Here is a 19,961-nt window from a genome sequence, read left to right as displayed (position 1 = left end):
CTGTTTTTCTGGCAAAGCATAGCGATTTAAGTTCTTTGTTATTTCAGGCGTTATCCCGGATCTTCATGCCATAGAGTCACTGGCGGAAAGGGCGTCTGAAGGAATGGGTAAACGAAACTCCCTCTATCTACATCAACAACAACGAGAACATATTCACCAGCTTTCAACCAGCATCCTGTGGCGCAGCGAACTCCCGACCTGGATACTCATGATGGCCATTTATGGCGGCTGGTTTGCGACCCTGGCGAACTGGCAGGCGCTGGGTTTATATCCCGCCACTTTGCTGCTTATCGGGTTTACTGCCTGGTACATGTCGCTACAGCATGAGTTGATCCACGGACATCCCACGCGCTTTCCCTGGTTGAACCAGCTTTTCGGCACGCTGCCGCTGGCGGTCTGGTATCCGTATGGCCTGTATCGGGACTCCCATCTGGCGCATCACCGTAACGACCACCTGACCGTGCCGGTGGATGATCCTGAGTCGTATTACTTTAGCGATGAAAGCTGGGCGCGGCTTCGCCCGTGGCAGAAGCGGGTGATTCATCTGCGTAACACCTTCATCGGACGGCTGTTGCTGGCGCCGTTAATTGATATTGTGCTGACGCTGGGCAGTGCTGTGTCGGCCTTTCGCCACGTGCAGGTTGCCGCCATGCTGATGTGGATAATCCACGGAGCCTTACTCGCCATGCTTTTTGTCTGGATGTCGCACCTTGGATTCTCCCCACTGTGGTTTGTTCTGGCGGTGAGTTATCCCGCACTGGCGCTGACCAAAGTGCGATCTTTTCTTGAGCACAGGGCGGCGGACGATCCGCTGGCGCGGTCGGTTATCAACGAGGCCGGGTTGTTCTGGCGGGTCCTGTTTTTGAATCTTAACTATCATTCCGTACATCACGATCTGCCGGGTGTACCCTGGTACGGGCTGAAGGCGGTTTACCTGCACAATCGCGACGCTTATCAGCAGCGCAACCACGGTTTTCTGGTGAAGGGATACGGCGAATGGTTACGCCATTTCTGGGGCAAACCGGTGGATGTGACGGTGCATCCGGGCATTAATAAAGGAGACGGTCATGCGTGACCCGCTGGCATTCCCGATGTATGCCGTTAACCACCGTGACACCAATGCCCTGTGGCTGGCGATACAGGGGCTGTTGGTTGCCCGGGGCGTGCCGGTGGGAAGCCTTACGCCCGTGTTGCCTCAGGAGGAGCTGATGGCACACTGGCAAAACCCGCAACTGATCCTGAGCCAGACCTGCGGTTACCCGCTGGTGACGCAGCTTTTGGATGTTCAGGTGGTTGGCTGTTTTCACTACACCGCGCCGGGCTGCGAAAGCATCTATTACCGCAGCGTGCTGGTGGTGCGTGAAGAGGATAAACAGCAAACCTTTGCTGATTTTCGCGACCGGCCGGTAGTGTGCAATTCCACCGATTCACAGTCAGGCTACAACGTGTTGATGAAAATGGTGACGCCACTGGCTGTGAATGGGCGCTTTTTCTCGCGCGTTGTCCTGAGCGGTAGCCATCGACAGTCGCTTCACGACGTGAAGCGCGGGGAAGGGGATATCGCGGCTATCGACTGCGTAACCTGGGCGTTATTACAACGCCATGAACCCACGTTACTGGACGGGTTGGCGATCATCGACCAAAGCCCGCTGGCGCCAGGATTACCGCTTATCACCGCAGGTGAAACCTCTCCCGACATGCTTGCTGCGCTGAGCGAGGTGCTTCATACGCTGGTGAGCGCGGCGGAATACCGGGAAATTTGTGCCGCGCTGCTGATTGGCGGGTTTAGCGAAGTGACGCGCCAGCCTTATTCGCGGTTACTGGACTGGCGCAAGGCGGCGCAAACAGCCGGGATCGCCCGGCTGTAGCCATTCAGGCAAAGTGGTTTTTTGCCAGTGGAAGGCCCAGTTTTTCCCGCAGGGTGCCCGGTGCATAGTCGGTTTTCATCACTCCTTTGGCTTTCAGAACAGGGACAACCTGTTCCGTGAAGCGATCAAAATCACCCGGCAGCAGCGGGAACATCAGGTTAAAGCCGTCTGCGGCCCCGGAAAGATAGATTTCCGCCAGCGTATCGGCAACCTCCTGCGCAGTGCCAATCACCAGCCAGCTGTCGGAGCTTTGCAGCAACAGACGACCCAGTTCCAGAATGGTCAGGGCGGGGTCGTAATCCCGGATGAGTTGCAGCGTGGTGCGAATACCGTCGAAGTTTGCTTCATCCGGCAGCGGCGGCAGCGGTTCATCGTGCGGATAAGGACTCAGATCCAGTTTCAGATAGGCCGACAGCAGATCGATAGCCATCCGATCGCTCATCAGTTCGGCGTTAAGCTGCTGACGCTCGGCTTTTTCGGCTTCGGAATTCACCACCACCGGCAGCACCCCGGCGATGATTTTAAACTCTTCAGGCGAACGTCCGAGCGCGTTCAGGCGCTGATTCATCTCTTCGCGGTAGGCTTTTCCCTGCTCGATGGATTTGATAAACACGAAGTGCATATCCGCCCGGCTGGCCGCGAGTTGCTTACCGGCTTCGGAAGAGCCCGCCTGAACGAGAACCGGGTGCCCCTGCGGCGGACGTGGCACGTTAAGCGGGCCGCGCACCTTAAAGAAATCCCCGTGATGGTTAAGATGATGCACTTTGTCGGCATCGGCAAACAGGCCGTGCGGTTTATCAAACAGGAGCGCGCCATCTTCCCATGAGTCCCACAGACGGGTGACCACATCGATAAACTCCCCGGCGCGCTGGTAACGATTACCGTGCTGCGGGATCTGATCCAGACCGAAATTGGCGGCTTCCTCTTCCAGCCAGGAAGTCACAATGTTCCAGCTTGCACGCCCGTTACTCAGAAAATCGAGCGAGGCGAAATAGCGCGCCAGGTTATAGGGCTCGGTATAAGACGTTGAAGCCGTTGCCATCAGACCAATATTGTCCGTTACGGCCGCCAGCGCCGAGAGTAGCGTCAGCGGTTCAAGCCGGGCATTGGCGTAATGGGCAAGGCCACTGTCCCAAATCCCGGTATGGTCGGCAATGAACAGGGCATCAAGCGTGGCGGCTTCGGCCTTGCGGGCAAGGGCGGTGTAGTAGCTGAGGGTGAAAACCTCGTGTTCGGGGGTGTCAGGGTGACGCCATGAGAACCGGTAATCACCCTGTGGATTGAAAAAAAACAGATTCAGGATCATGGAGTTGTGTGACATTGTGAGGCCTGTGTCAGGTTGTGGCCGATCCCTGGCCATTGAATAATAAAAAGCGTTACAGGTTGGCGTTGACCCATTGTTCTGCCACGGCAGCAGGATCTTTGTGCTGGAGGTCAACCTGCTTGTTCAGCTCGACCAGGGCGGTGTTATCCAGCTTGTGAGACACCTGGTTGAGGATGCCGTCGATTTTTGGCGTCAGTGCCGCTTTGCGCACCAGCGGAACAACGTTCTGGCTTGGCTGTTCATGTTTGTCATCTTCCAGTACGACCCAGTCCTCTTTAGCGAGCGAACCCTGGGTGGAGACCACCGTTGCCACATCAATTTTGCCGGAGTTCAGCGCCAGGCGGGACAGCGGCCCGCCCATGTCGAGGGATTTCACCTCTTTAAACTCCAGACCGTAGACGCGCTTCAGGCCCGGCAGGCCGAGGGCACGAACCGGAAACTCCGGCGGGCCGCCGATCACCAGCTCGTGTGCCACTGGCGTCAGATCGGAGAGTTTGGTTAACCCGTATTTTTTGGCCGTCTCGGCGCGAACGGCCCAGGCCGTGACCGAGCTGGCGGAAGAGGGGGTCAGCAGCGTGAATTCTGCCGGCAGCACTTTTGCAAGCCCGGCACTAACGTCGCTCTGGGTGGTTGCCAGCGTTTTCCCGTCATAATAATTCAGTAGTGCGCCGAGATATTCCGGGACAATATCTATTTCGCCGCTTTTCAGCGCCGGAATAATAATTTCGCGGTTACCCAGATTAAGCCGTGTTTTAACATCGATATTATTTTTCTTTAATGCGCTGGCGTAAATATTGGCAAGAATGGAGCTTTCGGTAAAATTCGCCCCGCCAATGGTGACGGTTTCCGCCAGAGTGGTAAAACTTAAGCTGAATAATCCTGCCGCCAGAAGGGATAATTTAAATCCACGGCGGTTAAACGCGTGCCATAATGATTGCTTCATAATGCCTCTTTTATTTGCAGGTGGTTTTTATCATGATTCCGTTATTGCGGGTGCGGCCTGTGGCTGAAATAACACATTGTTGATAAGTGAAAATATCCCCTCGCAGGCAAGCGCCAGCAGTGTTACCACAAGGGAGCCGGAAATGACCTGCGGGATATCGCGCTGACCCAGACCATCAATCAGGAAGCGGCCCAGCCCGCCCATGCCGGCATAGGCGGCGACCACCGCCGTGGCGATTAGCTGCAACAGCGCGGTGCGAACCCCGGCGAAGATCAGCGGCATTGCCAGCGGGATGCGCAGTTGCCACAGGCTTTGTATGGGCGTCATGCCAAGCGCGGTGGCGGCGTCGCACAGGATGCGGTCGGCGTGGTAAATCCCCACCCAGGTATTGGTCAGGATCGGCGGGACAGACAACGCGATCAGCGCTACAAACACCGGCACATCGTTGAAACCAAACAGGATAATGCACAATAAAATCAGGCCCAGAGACGGGATCGCCCGGCCAATGTTAAACAGGTTGATGACCAGGAAAGCCCCTTTGCGCCAGTAGCCCAACGCTACTCCCAGAAGTAACGCAATGGCCGAAGCGATGACCATGCTCACCAGCACATACCAGAGATGCTCGCGTAAGCGCAGCAGGATCCCCGTATCGCTAAGCCAGTGTTCTGGCTGAATTAACCAGTGCCAGGTTGCGGTTAATATGTCCATTAGCGTGCCCACGGAGTAATCCAATAGCCCACGCGCGCTATCAGAGAGTCAAAAAGAAACGACAGCACCAGGCTAAGCACCACGCTGACCACAATCGGCGTCAGGAAATCCTGGTTAAAGCCTGACAGAAGCAGTTGCCCAAGCCCGCCCTGACCTATCAGCGCCGTGACCGTGACTAGCCCCACCAGCGTGACCGAGGCAATACGCAGCCCGGCAAACAAAGACGGAATAATCAGGTGCAGTTCAACATCAACAAAACGGTGCCAGCGGGTGTAACCCAGCGCACGGGCGGATTCCAGCACGTCGAACGGCAGTTTTTCGATCCCGACAACCACGTTACGCAGCAGGATCAGCAGCGAATAGAGCGTTAAGCCGATCACTGACGTGGTGAGCGACAGGCCGGTAAACGGGATCAACAGAATAAACAGCGCCAGTGAAGGAATGGTAAACAGCACCCCGCACAGACCAAGCAGTGCCGGAGCCGATGCGGGCCAGCGCAGGGTCAGGCCAATCAACACCCCTGTGAGCGCCGTGCCGAAAAAAAGCGATATCGCCACCAGCAGTGTGTGCTGCCAGAGTAGGGCGGCAATCGGGCCCTGATTATCCACAATCCATTGCCAGTCAATCATAGCGGCGCACATCCACATGCCCGTCCAGCACGCGCTGGAGCAGCCCGTGGGAAATACTGCCCTGATACTGACCGTCGCCGTTGACGTGCACCAGCACGCCCCCCGGGGCATCCAGAAGCGCGCTGTAGGCGAAACGCAGAGTGTGAAGTGCCTTCAGGGTGAGTGAAACGGGCAGGGTGGTACGCCGCTCAGGATCGAGCCAGTACAACGGACGCTGCTGTTTATCGAGTACCAGCCGCAGCGGGCTGGCAACCGCCGGATGCTGGCTGGATATCGGGGTCAGCGCCTCGTCCACCAGGGGAACATCGTGACGCGGAAGCTGCCCAACCTGAAGCCTGGCGAGGCGTTTTAAGTTGGGCTCAGGCCCGATGAATCGCGCCACGAACTCACTGGCGGGCTGGGCGAGGATATGGTCGGGCGTATCAAACTGAGCCAGGACGCCACCTTCCTGAAAGATGGCGATTTTATCGCCGAGACGAATGGCTTCGTTGATGTCGTGGGTGACGAGCACGATAGTTTTGTGCAGGCGCTGCTGGAGCTGCAACAGCTCATCCTGGAGCTTTTCCCGCACGACCGGGTCGATAGCCGCAAAGGGCTCATCCATTAACAGAATAGGGGGATCGGCCGCCAACGCACGGGCAATCGCCACCCGCCCTTGCTGCCCGCCTGAAAGCTGGTGAGGGTAGCGCGCAAGCAGGCTCGGGTCGAGGGACATGACCTCCACCAGCTCATCAATACGCGCCTGAATATGTTTTTTATTCCAGCCAAGTAAACGCGGAACGGTTGCGATATTCTGGGCAACAGTCCGGTGAGGGAATAAGGCTGCACTTTGCATCACAAAACCGATTTTACGTCGCACCTGAATAATATCGGCATCGGCTATTTTAATACCCTGAACATAAACCGAACCGGCATCCGGGATATCCAGTTGATTAATCATACGTAACAGGGTGGTTTTCCCGCAGCCGCTGGGGCCAACGAATGTGCAGAATTCACCTTCATTGATAACGATATTTAATTTGCCGATCGCGGCGTGCGTACTACCAGGGTACGTTTTGTTTATGTTTTCGAGTCTGATCATATGAAACAATAGCGCCCTGAAATTATTGCGTTTATATCAAACACAAATTACAGAGGCGATGAACAGGGCGCAAATATGATATTTGTATTTGTATTGCAGGTATTTGGATTTTGTTAAAGGGGGATAGCGGGCAGTAATAACCCTCTCTCCTTTTTGGGGAGTGGGTTGGGGGGAGGGGGAACATACGGCTGTGGTGGTCATTCCGTTCACTTTATGTTCCTTGCTACTCTGTCACCACAATACCCGTGAACGTGCCAGGGTGGCTCACCGCCACCACCCTGGCGACCCGGGCTCCCGGCAAGAAAATCGTCGCTTCGCGAATTGTTCGCCCCATCCCTGGGGCTCACCCCTTCGGGGCCAGCGCGAGCGCTGTCCAAAATTGCTCCCGGCAATTTTGTCCTCAGCGTTTGCTCCAGGCTAATCGGGGACGGGCGGATGAAACGTCCCTGTAAAGCCGCCCTCGGCGCGCATCCATGCGCGTCGCCCCGGCCTTCCGTAAACGCTTCGGCGATTTTCAGCCGGACCATGGCATCGCTGTAATCCTTTTATTTCAATGGCGTAATATCATCGCTGAATAAAGACAAAAATTACTGGGGAACCCTCTCGGAGAGGGGGGAGCATCACATCAAAAAATAGCTCAGACCTGAAAACGCCACCATTCCCGCAAGCACCGTCGCGAAAAGGCTGCGCGTCACTATCCCGGCTAATGCAGCAACCGTCGCCGCCAGCAGCGAAATGCTGACCCCGGACGGTGTCAGCGCCGGTTTACCCAGCAGCTCGGCGGTGATAATGGCGGCCATAATGGCGGCTGGAATAAAGCTCAGCCACTGCTGCAACGCCGGAGCAAGACGAAAACGGGAAAGCAGCAGAATAGGCACGGTGCGCATCAGTGCGGTAACCAGCGCAGAGATAAAAATCGCCAGCAGGATATTTCGTTCCATCTTATTTCCCTCCCTTGCTGAAGAGGCGCAATCCCAGGGTGGCAAGCGTGGCCGAAACTGATGCCGCGATAATCACCACCAGGCTGATATCCATCTGGCGGGCGGTCAGCAGCGTAATCACCACGGCGGCGGCGATGCTGAATGTCTCCAGCGCTTTTCGGTGGCTGGCAAACCACAGCATCAGCACCAGTCCAATAAACATCGATACCAGACTAAAGCTCAGGCCTTCCATCAGCGATGGCGGAAGGGCAGAGGCCAGCCAGGCGCCGACCACGCAGGCGAGGATCCAGTTAAGCCAGGCGGCGACATTAAGCCCAAGCATCCAGGCAAACGGAACGGTGCTGTGCTGGCTGCCGCGCTGCACGGCAACGCCGAATGTTTCATCGGTCAGTAACAGGCCACTGATCAGTTTTTGCAGGGTGCTGTGTTCGCGAAAGAAAACGCTCATTGCGGAGCTCATCAGCAGATAACGCAAATTCACCAGAAAGACGCTGAACACCACCGAGGCCACTTCTGCTCCTGCAGCCCACAGTGAATAGAACAGAAATTGTGCCGAGCCGGTATATAGCACGCTTGCCAGCAGTGCGGTTTGCAGAGTGGTAAACCCGGAAAGGGTGCCGATAGCGCCAGCGGCGAAACCAATACTCCAGTAGCCAGGGATCGTGGGCAGGCAGGCGGTGATCCCTGCGCGAAACTCCGCGCCTGCCTCATCTTTGTGTGAGGCCTTTGTTTTCATCAACATCAGTATTTCCTGTACCAGTGCATTAAGTCAGAATCGTGATAATCATTTGATCTATTGATATTTGTGAACATCAAACGGTGAGGTACAACTAACTTATCATGTCCTGGCCGAAGTGTTCCGATGAAAAAGAGTTCAATTTTTAGTGTGGTAGAAGGGCTGCCGCAGTTCTGGCAGTCGCGCATTCTGGGGCAGGTTGGCGATGCCAGCATTAAAGTTATCAGGATGGGCGGAGAGGGGATCCCCCCGGAAGTGCATGACGATTTCGATGAGTGGCTGCTGGTACTGGAGGGTGAATTGCCTCTGGTGGTGGCGGAAAACGTGTTCACCCTGGCTGCCGGAGAGTATATCGTTGTGCCGCGTGGCGTAACGCACCATGTCCCTGCGGGGAGTGTCGGCACGCTGTTGCTGGTGGATATTAACGCACCGGGACCGTAATGCTCGCCCGCACTCCGCTATTCGTAACTCTCATTTCCCTCCGTATAAATCTCCTGAGCGTCGGCAAAGCAGCGCAGCGCCAGGGATGACACCGGCTCCTGCTTACGCATAATCAGGCCAATAGGGGCGTCGATATTCGAGTCGGTTATCGGGGTAATCAAAAAGTGGCTGTTTAAGTTCTCAAGCCCGTTATTCAGCGGCATGACGGCACAGCAGATGCCACTTTCTACTGCCTGGATTATCTGAAACGTTGAGTCGCTCTCAAACACATAGTCCGGGGTGATCCCGGCGGACTTAAAACTGACGTCCATATGGTCGCGATAGTGCATCCCTTTGCTCAGGAAACCCAGCGGGAAATTCACCAGGTCCTGCCAGCTGAGCGTTGTTTTATCCATCTGGAAATGGCGGGAGTCGTGCAATAAGCCCATTTTGGTTTTCGGCAGCTGAATAACATTAAAGACGCTGGTGTTAATATTATTCAGATAGCAAATCCCCAATTCCAGCTGATTACTGTTTACTCCTTCGGCGATTTGTTCTGACGACATGGAATACAGGCTAAATTTCAGTTCAGGGTATTTTTGCGTCAGCAGGCGAATAAAGATCATCGGGTCAACGCTTGCCAGCGGAACCATGCCAAGACGCAGTTCACCCACCACTTGCCCTTTGCACAGGGCGGCCTCCGCCTGAAGCCCATCGTGTGCGGCAAGCAGGGCGCGCGCCCAGGCCAGGATCCGTTCTCCCTCAGGCGTAAAGCCCTCAAAACGTTGCCCACGGACGATCAATACCAGACCCAGTTCCTCTTCCAGGCTGCGAATACGCATGGAAAGCGTCGGCTGAGTGATATTGCATTGCGATGCCGCCTTACCAAAGTGACGGGTTTGATCCAGGGCGATCAAATATTTTAATTGTTTTATGTCCATTATTTTTCTCTGATCGGGCAGGTGCTACGAGTATTACATAAATGCGGAAGGAATTGAGAAATCCCCCTTATTCATTACCGGAGCGTTGAATAAGGGGGATTGAGATCAGAGCATCCGGATTTCTTTTGAACGCAGGGTCACGCGAACAGGCACGGACTTATAGGACGGAGTACCACTGTCTTTATCGAGATAGTTAAGCGGGACCAGCACGTTAGCTTCCGGGTAGTATGCGCCAACGGAACCCGAAGCAATGCTGTAGGCTACTACGGTAATATCTTCCAGGCGCTGAACACTCCCCGCCAGCGCGGTTTCGATATCCACGCGATCGCCGTGCTCCAGACCCAGACTATCCATATCGCCTTCATTCATAAACAGAATATCCCGGCGGCCAAAGACGCCGCGATAGCGATCGTCCAGCGCATAGATAGTGGTGTTGTACTGGTCGTGGCTGCGAAGCGTAATCAGGCGCAGAACGTTGTCGCCTTCGCCTTTGGCATTCTCATCCACGCCATCGAACACCGAGAACATTGCTTTACCGGTAGCGGTAGGCCAGATGCGCTGGATTGGCGGCAGCGGCATCCGGAAGCCGCCCGGCACACGAATGCGGTCGTTATAGTTGTCAAAACCGGGGATGGTTTGCTCGATTAACTCACGGATCAGATCGTAGTCCGCCACCAGTTCCATCCAGTTTACTTTGGTCTGTTTCAGCGTTGCGCGGGCCATACCCGCAACGATTGCCGGTTCAGAGCGAATCAGCGGGGAGGCGGGTTTCAGCTTACCGGAGGAGGCATGAACCATCGACATGGAATCTTCTACGGTAATGGACTGACGCCCCGTCTGCTGCATATCCAGCTCGGTACGGCCAAGACACGGCAGGATATAGGTTTCTTTGCCTACCAGCAGGTGAGTACGGTTCAGTTTGGTGCCCACGTGCACACTCAAATCCAGAGTATGCATCGCCGGGAATCCATTCTCGTGATCGGGCATCGCAACCGCAAAGTTACCGCCGAGGCAGATAAGGGCTTTTGCATGGCCGTCGATCATCGCCTGCGTGGCCTGCACGGCATCGTGGCCATGTTTGGCTGGCGCGTCGAAGCCGAAAACGTCCTTAAGGCGTTCAATAAACGCTGCCGTAGGTTTCTCGGTGATCCCCACTGTGCGGTTGCCCTGCACGTTAGAGTGGCCACGAAGCGGACAGATCCCCGCGCCGGGTTTGCCAATATTACCGCGCATTAACAGCACATCGGCAATCAGCCGCACGTTCGCCGTACCTTTGTTGTGCTGGGTGATCCCCATACCGTAGGTGATAATGGTGGCGTTCGATTTCGCATAGGCTTCAGCCACACTTTTCAACGCGTCCGGTGTTAACCCGGACTCGCGCTCAATGGCCTCCCAGGAGGTTTGCGCGATATCGTCAGCAAAAGCAGAAAACCCCTGGGTGTGTTCGGCAATAAATTCACTATCCAGCACGCCACCGCGTTCCTGTTCCATGTGCAGAAGATGTTTGGCGATCCCTTTTAATGCCGCGGCATCGCCACCTGCTTTCACCTGGAAATAAGTCGATGCGATATCGGTGGAGCTGTAGGTGGCCATTTCAATGACGCTTTGTGGGTCGGCGAAACGTTCAAGGGCTCTTTCACGCAGCGGGTTAAAGACGATAATCGGCACATTGCGGCGCGCCAGTTCGTGAAGCGTACCCATCATGCGCGGGTGGTTTGTGCCCGGGTTGTGACCAATGGAGATAACCAGTTCTGTTTTGTCGAAATCATCCAGTGAAACGGTGCCTTTCCCGATACCGATTGAGCGCGGTAAGCCGACGCTGGTGGCTTCATGGCACATGTTGGAACAATCAGGAAAGTTGTTCGTACCGTATTCACGGGCAAACAGCTGGAACAGATAAGCCGCTTCGTTAGATGCTCTGCCAGAGGTATAAAACTCAACCTGGTCTGGTTCAAGCCCGCGCAGGACTTCGCCGATCCGCTCGAAGGCGTCTTCCCACTCAACAGGGCGGAACGTGTCGCTTGCCCGGTCGTAACGCAGCGGGCGGGTCAGACGACCATAGCCTTCAAGTTCGTAATCGGATTTTGCCAGCAGGGAGGTGACGGTGTTTTTCGCCAGGAATTCCGGGGTGACGCGCTTACTGGTGGCTTCCCACGTCACGGCTTTTGCGCCGTTTTCACAGAACTGGAACGTGGATTTGTGCTCTTTATCCGGCCATGCGCAGCCCGGGCAGTCAAATCCATCGGGCTGGTTGGTGCGCAGCAACGTGACGGGAGCGTCCAGCGCATCCATCTGCGTGCGTATGGCTATTGCTGTTGCTTTTAAGGCACCCCAGCCACCGGCAGGCCCGTCATAATGTCTGATCCCGGGAACTGAACGTCTTTTCTTATTCATGCGAACTCCTGACTATTCTGGTCATGACAAAGCGCGGCCAGATTAACCATAAATAAATTGTGGTTAATTAAGAGGGCCACTAAGGCAGTGGATTGGGGTAATAAACAGAAGCAATGAATAATCGTTGTGTAACTCATTACATAACCGATGATAAATTTCATTTAAAACACACCGTTTGCAGCGGTTAACAAAATCAATGCCTTTGATTTAAAGAAATTATAACAGGAATTTATCATCTTCATAATAAATGTTATCTATCACTTATTAAATTTAACCTATTTGCACTTTACAGCGGATTTCAGAGTCGTATTCAGCGCGCAAAATCCCTTTCTACAGCCGGGGTGAAATATGAATAAAATCAGCGTTAAGCGATAAAGTCAGGGGGTGACAAAATGGCGCTGTTCCGAAAGCCCGAAAAGAGAGCGATGGCGATTTCTCTGCAGGAATTATTATGTGCAGGGGAATATGTTAATTATATTTCAATGTCGGCGCTGAAATCTTACAGTCTGACATAATAAAAGTTCACCAGACCGTGCTTATTAATAATGGTATTTCCCATTCTGCAATGGAAAGCCGTATTTTCAGTCGGTTTCACTCGCACTTGCCCGGTTTGGTAATGATGTGATCGCCAGCGAACTGTGGCAGCGAAATGACCTGTGACTGCGGGATTTAAGTATCGTCACGCTGGTCATTCCTTCTTTTCACAGGGTTGAGTGCTGCAACTTGTCAAAGAAAACTGCGGCCTCAATGGGTCTGGAAAAGAAGTAACCCTGTAAAAAACTGACCCCCATTGCGACCAGTTTCTCTCGCTGCGAGGCGCTTTCCACTCCTTCTGCAATGGTCAGGCAGCCCCTGTCTTTTGCAATAGCGATGATATTGCGGACGATGGCCTCTTTGCCCTCGTCTGTTTCAATTTCTTGGGTAAAATGTTTATCAATCTTGATGTAGCGTGGGCGAAGCTGCATCAACAGCTTATAGTTGCAGTGGCCTGTACCAAAATCATCTGCCGACAGAGTCACCCCCAGCATATCAAGTTGCTGACAAATTTCTCTGACGAACTCGGAATCTTCAATGGCGACTCTTTCGGTAATCTCTAGCCCAATACGTAATGCCGTATCCACCGTTTTATCCCTGAACGAATGACATGCGTTTAACAGGCCATGGTCTGTAAAATCCGCAGCCGAGACGTTGAAAAATAACGTCGTTAATGGAAGCGATTTCAAATCCAGCGACTCAAAGCTTCGAATTACCGATTGGATGCCTAATTCGGTGATGCGGCTTATCAGCCCATTTTTTTCAGCCAGAGGAATAAACCGATCCGGCGAAATATTACCCCATTTAGGGTGCTGCCACCTCATCAAAATCTCACCTGCAACAATATTGCCGCTGCGAGCCTCTACAATCGGTTGGATGAAAGGCTTTAGCTGGTTATTATCGATCGCCTCTCGTAACATAAAAAACATAGATTGACGATGGATAAGGTATTTGAAAAATAACACAGAGAATACCCCAGGAATTAAAAAGGTTATTAAGAGTCTGTCATGCTCATTCTGCCAGAAAGTGACAAAATCAAGTGGTGCTAATGGTAGCGCACTGACACTATATTTAAATTGTGTGGAAGAATATGTGATCTGATCTTCTGGTAACAGATTTGTGAAAATATTTCCATTAGCATCCAGTGAAACACCATTCACCGTCATGATATAAGAGTAACTTTCGCGATATTTTTTAAGTTCATTTTGGACATAATAATTATCCAGGCCTACCATGACACTGCTTTCTCCACGGAGCGCGTGGTAGACCAACAGTGATTTAGAAGGCTTGACGGAGTTGTCGCTCATCAAAAAGAGTGATTTAGCCGGGGGCGAATGTGCATCGGATGCGAATTTCACACCGCCAAAAATTGAAGAACAATAAAGGTGTTTCCCGTGCAGTAAATTAATGGTTGTTACATCCGGTATCGTAGCAACCAGCTTACGTATTTCAGTCTGAACTTTTTTACTGCATTGACCATTGAGTAGGCCTGTCGCACGATCACCGGCTATTTTGGCATTGCTAATAATGCTGTCCAGTTCAGCAACGATAGTCTGGAGATGGCCCAGGGTATGTTTTTTTTGATTTATCAAAAATTGATAAAAAAGAAAACCCGAACCGACTGCACAGAGAATAAAAAAAAGTACTATGCAAATAATAAGTCTATTATGGTAACGCATACGGCTCCAGATGTTTTCATTCGAAATGAAAGTCGTAAATGAAATTTATTTGATAAATAATGCCCCCCATCGGTCTGTAATTATCAGAAGGCAACTACATCTTTAGGCAAAGACGTAAATAATAATAAGCCACTGCTGATGCTAATTTTCGGTGTGACCCGCTGAGACCCCTGATTTCCTCTGGCGTTAATATTGCTATTGATACGTCATGGTAAATGACAGCACGCCGTTAGCAGTACCAGTAGTGATCGTATCTCCGGTCTGATAATAGCGCGCCTTTAGCGGTACGCTGAAACTACCGCCTGTTGCGGAGGTCCCAACGGCGATATCGGAACCCAACGCCATCGGCAGATTGTTATAAAGCAGCTGTATCCCCACGCCAGTCGCCGCGTTATTGCCGCTGGTAGTATTGATTACCCCTCTGCTGGCATCAAAAATACTCCCCTCCATTTTCACGCTAACCTTTGTTCCGGCGTTGCAGGCCATTGGCAGGCTGAACGATTGGGTATATGCATCCCCGGGCGTGGAACCCTTGCCGCTAAATGCGTTTTTATCCACCTCTCTCATATCAACAGGTATTGATGTCGTGGTTAGATTACAGGCCGGGGTCGTTACCGTGAACGCATTGATACTGACATCAGCGTCGGGGGATTGCCACAGCAGCGAGTTGTTCAGCAAAACCAGCGCACCTACCGTTTTCGCAGTTATCGTTCCGGATCCCGTTTCCGTTGCGGTTTTATAAAACGTGACTGTCACGGAGCCATTCAACGTCGGGCTGACCATTCCACTCGTGTTCTCACAGAGCTTAGCGGTATTGAGATCGCCCCGAATAGTATTACTTCCGGTTACTGCTGCGTTGCCGCCAGCACATTTTGTCGTGGAACCCGAGATGGCATAACCAATACCGGCGACATTGGTTTTATACACCCGCCGGCCGTTCACCATCGAATCAAATGTGCCGTTCGCCATCAAGCCAAAAACCTGATTAGAGATCACGCCCTGATCTGAATTGAAACAACTAAACGCATTGATCGTTGGTGTCACGAGCTGTGTCCCGATAACCGCGCCTACAGGAAGATTGCGCGATATCGTAATATTCTGTGGCGAGACAGCGGTTGACGGTGTTGTTGTTGTGCAATCCCAGGCAAGGACCGTACGAGAAAACATCCCCAGTGCAGCAAAAATCAGGGCAGTTAAAATAGGTTTCATTTTTCTTTCTCTCCGGCTCAATGACATTGCGCAGTAACGTTGTGCGTTTTGTCAGAGGTCTGTGTTATCTGATAGGTCGCACTGCAGCTTTGGCCACCCCAGCGAACCTCAACGGTACCTTTTTCTGGCGCGCCGTTTAGCCAGACCCTGTTGTGATCGTCCACAATGCCATTCGCCACGTTATCTCGATTTTTAATAATGGCCGTTGCCCCGAACGGGATCTCACTTCCAGTCAATTGCAGCAAGACTTTGTAACCCGTTACGGTGGGGTAATCCGCTAGCGCCAAAGCACCTTTTGTTGGTACTACCGTTCGCGTATCATTGAGCACATCGGTATTGTTATTCAGCGTTGCGGTATCCAGCGAAAGGTTGTTCTGTCGATATGGCGTAACGTACGGCACCACCGCGAAACCTTTGCTGTCGGTGTAAATACCGCTATTGTTTGCCACTTTCACTCCGGCAGCGTTATCCGCTTTCACCAACGCCAGGGTCTCGCCAAGAGGCTGAGTCGCGGCGATGCCGTATGGATGAACCACCAATCCGCCCATCGCGCCAACGGAAAACTGGCGGTTATCACGGGAATAGCTATAGCCCAGCTGATACTCCCCGTGGTTGCCTTTATAATTGGCGGAAGCGCTGCCCATCACGTCGGAGCCTTTGCTGTTATAACCTTGCTGCACGTTCCAGCTCAGTTTTTTATCTTCCAGCGCAGAACCGGATAATCCCATCTGTGAAACGCTATCGCCTTTTTTGTTGCCGTTAGCAGAAACGGTCATCCAACTGTTTGGCAAAAAACGCGATAGCGGGATCTGCATCGTTAAAGCGACGATATGATCGTTTTCATTGCGCCATGGCCCCCTTGAGTAGCTGTAGTTCAGGCCGTAATTAATATTGTTAACGCTGGTGTTGTATCCCACGTTAACGCTACGCTCGCTATCGCCTCCCCAGTAATCCTGCTGCCAGGCTGAGAGATTCAGGTTGCCCCAGTCGCTAAGCCGTTGATTCAGTGTTATCTGGGCCTTACTGCGTTTATTTCGCTGATAGCGCCAATTGTCATCAAGCTGCATCTCATCGTTTGCAATACGAAACGGATTCACATCTCCGTTTGCTTCCTGAAAATCGCGAAAGCCCGATGAAGAATAACGATAACCGGTCAAATTCAAAGACGTTCCCGTCGTCGCGAAATCTTTGGCATACTGCGCGCGTAGCGAAACACCTTCTTGCGTCTTTTCAGGCAACTGCGAACGAGCAAACGTGGTGTCAAAAGAGAGTGAACCAATATCCCCAAATCCCTTACCTATACCCAATGCGCCGGACCAGTAATCTTCAGAAACTATTATCCCGCCATACACCGTTGTATCCCACGGCAAGCCGTAGCCCAGGGTGCTTTGCAGGAATATCGGTTCCTTATCCTGGTAGCTTGCCGCGCGATATTTCCCCGCAGCTAGCGCATACCTGAATTGACCTTCGCGCTGCATCACCGGTACCGCAGAAAACGGCTGGATAAACTGATGCACGGAGCCGTCCGCTTCACGAACCGAAACTTCGAGATCGCCGCTGGCGGCGGTGGGATAAAGATCGTCGATCATAAAAGGTCCCGGGGGAACATATGACTGCCAGATAATATTCCCGGCCTGACGTATGGTCACCTGAGCGTTGCTCTGCGCGATACCGCGAACCACAGGTGCAAACCCGCGTACGCTTTCTGGCAGCATCGAGTCATCTGAATAAAGCTGCGCACCACGGAAATTCACGCTGTCGAAGACTCCAGCCTGGGTATAACCATCGCCAACGCTAAACTGGCTTTTCAGCAACTTGATATCTCTCTCAAGCGAGGTGCTAATTGTGTTCCAGCGGCTCATTCCATTGCTGTTGTTATAAGTTGAATAATTACGGAGCCGCCAGGGACCTGCATTGATACCGTTACGCAGATTTAAATAACTGTCGTTGTGCGATGCGGTATCACCACGGTTATTCGCAGCTGAAAAGTTGTAATTTACAAACAGCATATTCAATCCGTCATCCCACTGCTCCGGCGATACAGAACCCTGAGGATCTCGCCGCAGATACTCCTGCGGAACCGAGATTTCAAGCCGCATGCCGTCAAACTGAAAATGGATCTGACTCCCCGGCAGGAGCTCGCTGATATTGTCGATCGTCGCCGATTCACCCATATCCATCCAGCCGGGCTGTGCGTTGGGTTTTACTCCCCAGCGCGTAAAATCTTCCCGTTTCAGAGTCGGTGATAAGGCACTTTCATTCCCGACGAATGAGATATCGCGTGTTTCCACGTAGCTACCATTAAGATAAATTTCTACATGGTAGACTCCGGGAACCTGCCCGTTGGCTTTGCTAAAAAGGGAGATGTCAATTTCTCGTGGAATATTTCCGCGAGTTTCAATAAAGTCTGGCGAGAAATAATCCTCAGCCAACCCTGGTTGAACGCGTAAACACAAAAAAATAATCAAAGATAACTGAGTTGTTTTCGCAAAACCTGACACCACATTGACCTGAGACATGGATGATTAACCTAAAAATTAAATTTATGTTCAGCCGTGATACCTCCGAAATCATTGATCGCACGCCATGATATTTCACCACCAGTTAACGCCGACTGAGATAGCGATACGGTTTGAAATGGTAAAACCATTGGAGGTTTAGCTAATTCTTTTCCATTCACTTTCACATGATAAAGCGACACGCTGTAAGGTGACGGATTATGCACATTCAGTTTCCCATCAGCGACTGAAAAAGTTAATTGTTGATATGCCAGTGAAGGATCTCCTTTTAGGCCCGCAGGGCGATAAAAAATCTTCATTTTACTCTTTACCGCAATCAGCAACTCGTTTTTAGCATCCGCCGATGATGACGGTATTGATTTAATATTTAGCCAATACACGCTTTCCCGATCCTGAGGCACAGAATTACCGATTAACATTACGCGAACCGAATTCTGTGCATGTGGATTTAGTTTAAATAAAGGCGGCGTGGTAATAAATGGGCTATCACCATCGTCACTGTTTTCATTGTTACTTACCCATGACTGAATTAGATATGGTGTATTGTCCGGGTTACTCACGCTGATTGCCGACTGACTACCGCTACCATTATAAATAAGTCGGGTGCCGCCTATTTCCACACCACTGATTGCCGCGGTAGAGATAAGGAATAAACTCACGGCGATTTTTTTAAATACATTCTGTAACATGAAGAGGTCCTGAGAGAATAACAAGGGCCACAAATGGCCCTACTTTTACTGGTAAGTCACGGTAAATGATGTCGAAGAGTTTGCTGTTCCTGCACCAACGACTCCCGTTGCCATATATTTAGCAAAGTAAGTCAGCGTGTTATTCACATCTTCCAACAGATTCACCCTTGCTGAGGAGGAACCAACCGGAATCAGCGTCGTACTGTCCTGCTCATAGAGAGCAACCCCGACGTTAGTTGCAGTTTGCCCGTTGCTCAGTGCCAGAATGGAGGGATTCGTGGTGTTGGTCGTGCCATCAAAGCGAATACTGGCGCTGGAAATACTGGCCGGGCAGGATTTCAGCACAATGTTAAAACGTTTCGCCGCCGCCGTAGCGCTATTACCTCCGGCAAAGGCTGCGGTTGAAATGGTGCCGAGTTCAACAGGTTGAGCGATAGACGTTGTGTCGACCACGCATGCCGTTCCCGTGATAGTGCCGGTAAAATTAATTACCCCATCAGCAGCATTTACAGCCTGAAAAACAGACAGAGACACAAGAGCAGAAATCAGTGCAATCTTTTTCATATATAAATCCCATATAGTTAATTAAATTTTAAGAAAACAAATGTGAAACTCTAAAAAAGCCATGTGAATGTTACATTCATAAAACCATTTCTAATAAAGCATATTAATCACTCATATTCATAAGAGCTCTGTTTATAGAGCTCACTGCGCGCAATGTTCTGATACAGCGCAACACGATTACCTTGCTGTAGTTTAAAAATCAGACTGCGACGATGTGCATAAAACGTTTTTATTGTCATGCCTAATTGCTGGCTAATCTCTTTGACATCCAGCCCTTTTTGCATACAAGAGAGCACCTCTTCCTCACGCTGAGAAAGTGAATATTTCACTCTGTAATTATATTGTGAGTTCTTTACCAGCAAACAGGAGAGAATTTCATTCAGTCGACACTTCTTGTCAATAAAGACAAAGTCAGGCATATGCTTTAAGGCATAGTAGTCAAGATCGTTGCTGATAAAAAGAATAACTTTTTTCCCTGGTATTATGTTTTTGCGCACCTCGGATATGCATATCGTTTCAATGTCTATAATACAATAATTTTCATCAATCAACTCCGGCGTTAACAACTCACTCATGCCGATGATAAAAAAATAATCATCAGAAAAAATGGAACCTGACAAATCCATAAAATTACCTTCCAGGCATAATCCTCTTTATTATTTAGCGTCAGTAATCCCTCTCATGTTTCAGTGTGAAATTTACAGAAATTATATGTTTATAACAGCACAAAAGTAATGGATTTCAGACCAGAGGTTAAAAACGATCGTTTCTACTATCTTTTC

At 51.5% G+C, this 19,961-nt stretch carries 18 protein-coding genes; 3 read left to right on the top strand and 15 right to left on the bottom strand.

Annotated elements, in window-relative coordinates:
- Positions 1-103: 103 nt before the first annotated feature.
- A complete protein-coding gene (locus HV107_RS25185) occupies positions 104-1,075 on the top strand; it encodes a fatty acid desaturase (protein ID WP_182061418.1) in 972 nt (323 codons plus the stop codon).
- Positions 1,068-1,868, top strand: a complete 801-nt coding sequence (locus HV107_RS25180; protein ID WP_182061417.1) for a phosphate/phosphite/phosphonate ABC transporter substrate-binding protein — start codon at positions 1,068-1,070, stop codon at positions 1,866-1,868. The genes HV107_RS25185 and HV107_RS25180 overlap by 8 nt, the downstream gene beginning before the upstream one ends.
- A gap of 4 nt (positions 1,869-1,872) precedes the next feature.
- On the opposite strand, the gene HV107_RS25175 is transcribed toward HV107_RS25180, so the two are convergent.
- The 7 genes from HV107_RS25175 to HV107_RS25145 form a co-directional block, all read right to left on the bottom strand.
- Positions 1,873-3,189, bottom strand: a complete 1,317-nt coding sequence (locus HV107_RS25175; RefSeq protein ID WP_182061416.1) for an LLM class flavin-dependent oxidoreductase — start codon at positions 3,187-3,189, stop codon at positions 1,873-1,875.
- 55 nt (positions 3,190-3,244) lie between these two features.
- Entirely contained in the window at positions 3,245-4,135 is an 891-nt protein-coding gene (locus HV107_RS25170; RefSeq protein WP_182061415.1) for an ABC transporter substrate-binding protein, read from the bottom strand.
- 30 nt (positions 4,136-4,165) lie between these two features.
- Complete coding sequence (locus HV107_RS25165; RefSeq protein ID WP_182061414.1) at positions 4,166-4,843, bottom strand: ABC transporter permease; 678 nt, start codon at positions 4,841-4,843, stop codon at positions 4,166-4,168.
- Positions 4,843-5,472: an ABC transporter permease gene (locus tag HV107_RS25160; protein ID WP_182061413.1), complete on the bottom strand. Its 630-nt coding sequence runs from the start codon at positions 5,470-5,472 to the stop codon at positions 4,843-4,845. The genes HV107_RS25165 and HV107_RS25160 overlap by 1 nt, the downstream gene beginning before the upstream one ends.
- The gene (locus tag HV107_RS25155; protein ID WP_182061412.1) at positions 5,465-6,553 is read right to left on the bottom strand and encodes an ABC transporter ATP-binding protein; all 1,089 of its coding nucleotides are present in this window, start codon (positions 6,551-6,553) and stop codon (positions 5,465-5,467) included. The genes HV107_RS25160 and HV107_RS25155 overlap by 8 nt, the downstream gene beginning before the upstream one ends.
- Before the next feature lie 620 nt (positions 6,554-7,173).
- Complete coding sequence (locus HV107_RS25150; RefSeq protein WP_182061411.1) at positions 7,174-7,494, bottom strand: AzlD domain-containing protein; 321 nt, start codon at positions 7,492-7,494, stop codon at positions 7,174-7,176.
- 1 nt (position 7,495) lies between these two features.
- Positions 7,496-8,236 (bottom strand): AzlC family ABC transporter permease, encoded by a 741-nt coding sequence (locus HV107_RS25145; protein WP_182061410.1) that lies wholly within the window; start codon positions 8,234-8,236, stop codon positions 7,496-7,498.
- Positions 8,237-8,356: 120 nt separating this feature from the next.
- Between HV107_RS25145 and HV107_RS25140 the strand changes: the two genes are divergently transcribed.
- A complete protein-coding gene (locus tag HV107_RS25140) occupies positions 8,357-8,671 on the top strand; it encodes a cupin domain-containing protein (RefSeq protein WP_182061409.1) in 315 nt (104 codons plus the stop codon).
- 17 nt (positions 8,672-8,688) lie between these two features.
- Here HV107_RS25140 and HV107_RS25135 read toward each other — a convergent pair whose 3' ends face one another.
- The 8 genes from HV107_RS25135 to HV107_RS25100 form a co-directional block, all read right to left on the bottom strand.
- Positions 8,689-9,591, bottom strand: a complete 903-nt coding sequence (locus HV107_RS25135; protein WP_182061408.1) for a LysR family transcriptional regulator — start codon at positions 9,589-9,591, stop codon at positions 8,689-8,691.
- A 105-nt stretch (positions 9,592-9,696) separates the two neighbouring features.
- Positions 9,697-11,985: an FdhF/YdeP family oxidoreductase gene (locus HV107_RS25130; protein ID WP_182061407.1), complete on the bottom strand. Its 2,289-nt coding sequence runs from the start codon at positions 11,983-11,985 to the stop codon at positions 9,697-9,699.
- Positions 11,986-12,686: 701 nt separating this feature from the next.
- Positions 12,687-14,198: an EAL domain-containing protein gene (locus HV107_RS25125; protein WP_182061406.1), complete on the bottom strand. Its 1,512-nt coding sequence runs from the start codon at positions 14,196-14,198 to the stop codon at positions 12,687-12,689.
- A gap of 195 nt (positions 14,199-14,393) precedes the next feature.
- Complete coding sequence (locus HV107_RS25120) at positions 14,394-15,407, bottom strand: fimbrial protein (RefSeq protein ID WP_182061405.1); 1,014 nt, start codon at positions 15,405-15,407, stop codon at positions 14,394-14,396.
- Between the two features lie 17 nt (positions 15,408-15,424).
- Entirely contained in the window at positions 15,425-17,926 is a 2,502-nt protein-coding gene (locus tag HV107_RS25115) for a fimbria/pilus outer membrane usher protein (protein ID WP_182061404.1), read from the bottom strand.
- An 11-nt stretch (positions 17,927-17,937) separates the two neighbouring features.
- On the bottom strand, positions 17,938-18,615 hold the full coding sequence (locus tag HV107_RS25110; protein ID WP_182061403.1) for a molecular chaperone: 678 nt from the start codon (positions 18,613-18,615) through the stop codon (positions 17,938-17,940).
- 45 nt (positions 18,616-18,660) lie between these two features.
- Positions 18,661-19,179 (bottom strand): fimbrial protein, encoded by a 519-nt coding sequence (locus tag HV107_RS25105; protein ID WP_182061402.1) that lies wholly within the window; start codon positions 19,177-19,179, stop codon positions 18,661-18,663.
- Positions 19,180-19,286: 107 nt separating this feature from the next.
- Positions 19,287-19,805: a LuxR C-terminal-related transcriptional regulator gene (locus tag HV107_RS25100; protein ID WP_182061401.1), complete on the bottom strand. Its 519-nt coding sequence runs from the start codon at positions 19,803-19,805 to the stop codon at positions 19,287-19,289.
- Positions 19,806-19,961 lie beyond the last annotated feature (156 nt).

Source organism: Enterobacter sp. RHBSTW-00175, from assembly GCF_013927005.1.
Taxonomy (GTDB): Bacteria; Pseudomonadota; Gammaproteobacteria; order Enterobacterales; family Enterobacteriaceae; genus Enterobacter.
Note: the sequence above shows the minus strand (reverse complement) of the source record. Positions and strands in the feature narration are given on the sequence as shown.

Excerpts from the sequence above, each read along its gene's own strand:
- HV107_RS25155 (WP_182061412.1), bottom strand. The coding sequence starts at position 6,553 with ATGATCAGACTCGAAAACATAAACAAAACGTACCCTGGTAGTACGCAC.
- HV107_RS25140 (WP_182061409.1), top strand. The coding sequence starts at position 8,357 with ATGAAAAAGAGTTCAATTTTTAGTGTGGTAGAAGGGCTGCCGCAGTTC.
- HV107_RS25105 (WP_182061402.1), bottom strand. The coding sequence starts at position 19,179 with ATGAAAAAGATTGCACTGATTTCTGCTCTTGTGTCTCTGTCTGTTTTT.
- HV107_RS25150 (WP_182061411.1), bottom strand. The coding sequence starts at position 7,494 with ATGGAACGAAATATCCTGCTGGCGATTTTTATCTCTGCGCTGGTTACC.
- HV107_RS25145 (WP_182061410.1), bottom strand. The coding sequence starts at position 8,236 with ATGTTGATGAAAACAAAGGCCTCACACAAAGATGAGGCAGGCGCGGAG.
- HV107_RS25130 (WP_182061407.1), bottom strand. The coding sequence starts at position 11,985 with ATGAATAAGAAAAGACGTTCAGTTCCCGGGATCAGACATTATGACGGG.
- HV107_RS25100 (WP_182061401.1), bottom strand. The coding sequence starts at position 19,805 with ATGGATTTGTCAGGTTCCATTTTTTCTGATGATTATTTTTTTATCATC.
- HV107_RS25170 (WP_182061415.1), bottom strand. The coding sequence starts at position 4,135 with ATGAAGCAATCATTATGGCACGCGTTTAACCGCCGTGGATTTAAATTA.
- HV107_RS25180 (WP_182061417.1), top strand. The coding sequence starts at position 1,068 with ATGCGTGACCCGCTGGCATTCCCGATGTATGCCGTTAACCACCGTGAC.
- HV107_RS25115 (WP_182061404.1), bottom strand. The coding sequence starts at position 17,926 with ATGTCTCAGGTCAATGTGGTGTCAGGTTTTGCGAAAACAACTCAGTTA.
- HV107_RS25160 (WP_182061413.1), bottom strand. The coding sequence starts at position 5,472 with ATGATTGACTGGCAATGGATTGTGGATAATCAGGGCCCGATTGCCGCC.
- HV107_RS25110 (WP_182061403.1), bottom strand. The coding sequence starts at position 18,615 with ATGTTACAGAATGTATTTAAAAAAATCGCCGTGAGTTTATTCCTTATC.
- HV107_RS25175 (WP_182061416.1), bottom strand. The coding sequence starts at position 3,189 with ATGTCACACAACTCCATGATCCTGAATCTGTTTTTTTTCAATCCACAG.
- HV107_RS25135 (WP_182061408.1), bottom strand. The coding sequence starts at position 9,591 with ATGGACATAAAACAATTAAAATATTTGATCGCCCTGGATCAAACCCGT.
- HV107_RS25125 (WP_182061406.1), bottom strand. The coding sequence starts at position 14,198 with ATGCGTTACCATAATAGACTTATTATTTGCATAGTACTTTTTTTTATT.
- HV107_RS25165 (WP_182061414.1), bottom strand. The coding sequence starts at position 4,843 with ATGGACATATTAACCGCAACCTGGCACTGGTTAATTCAGCCAGAACAC.
- HV107_RS25120 (WP_182061405.1), bottom strand. The coding sequence starts at position 15,407 with ATGAAACCTATTTTAACTGCCCTGATTTTTGCTGCACTGGGGATGTTT.
- HV107_RS25185 (WP_182061418.1), top strand. The coding sequence starts at position 104 with ATGGGTAAACGAAACTCCCTCTATCTACATCAACAACAACGAGAACAT.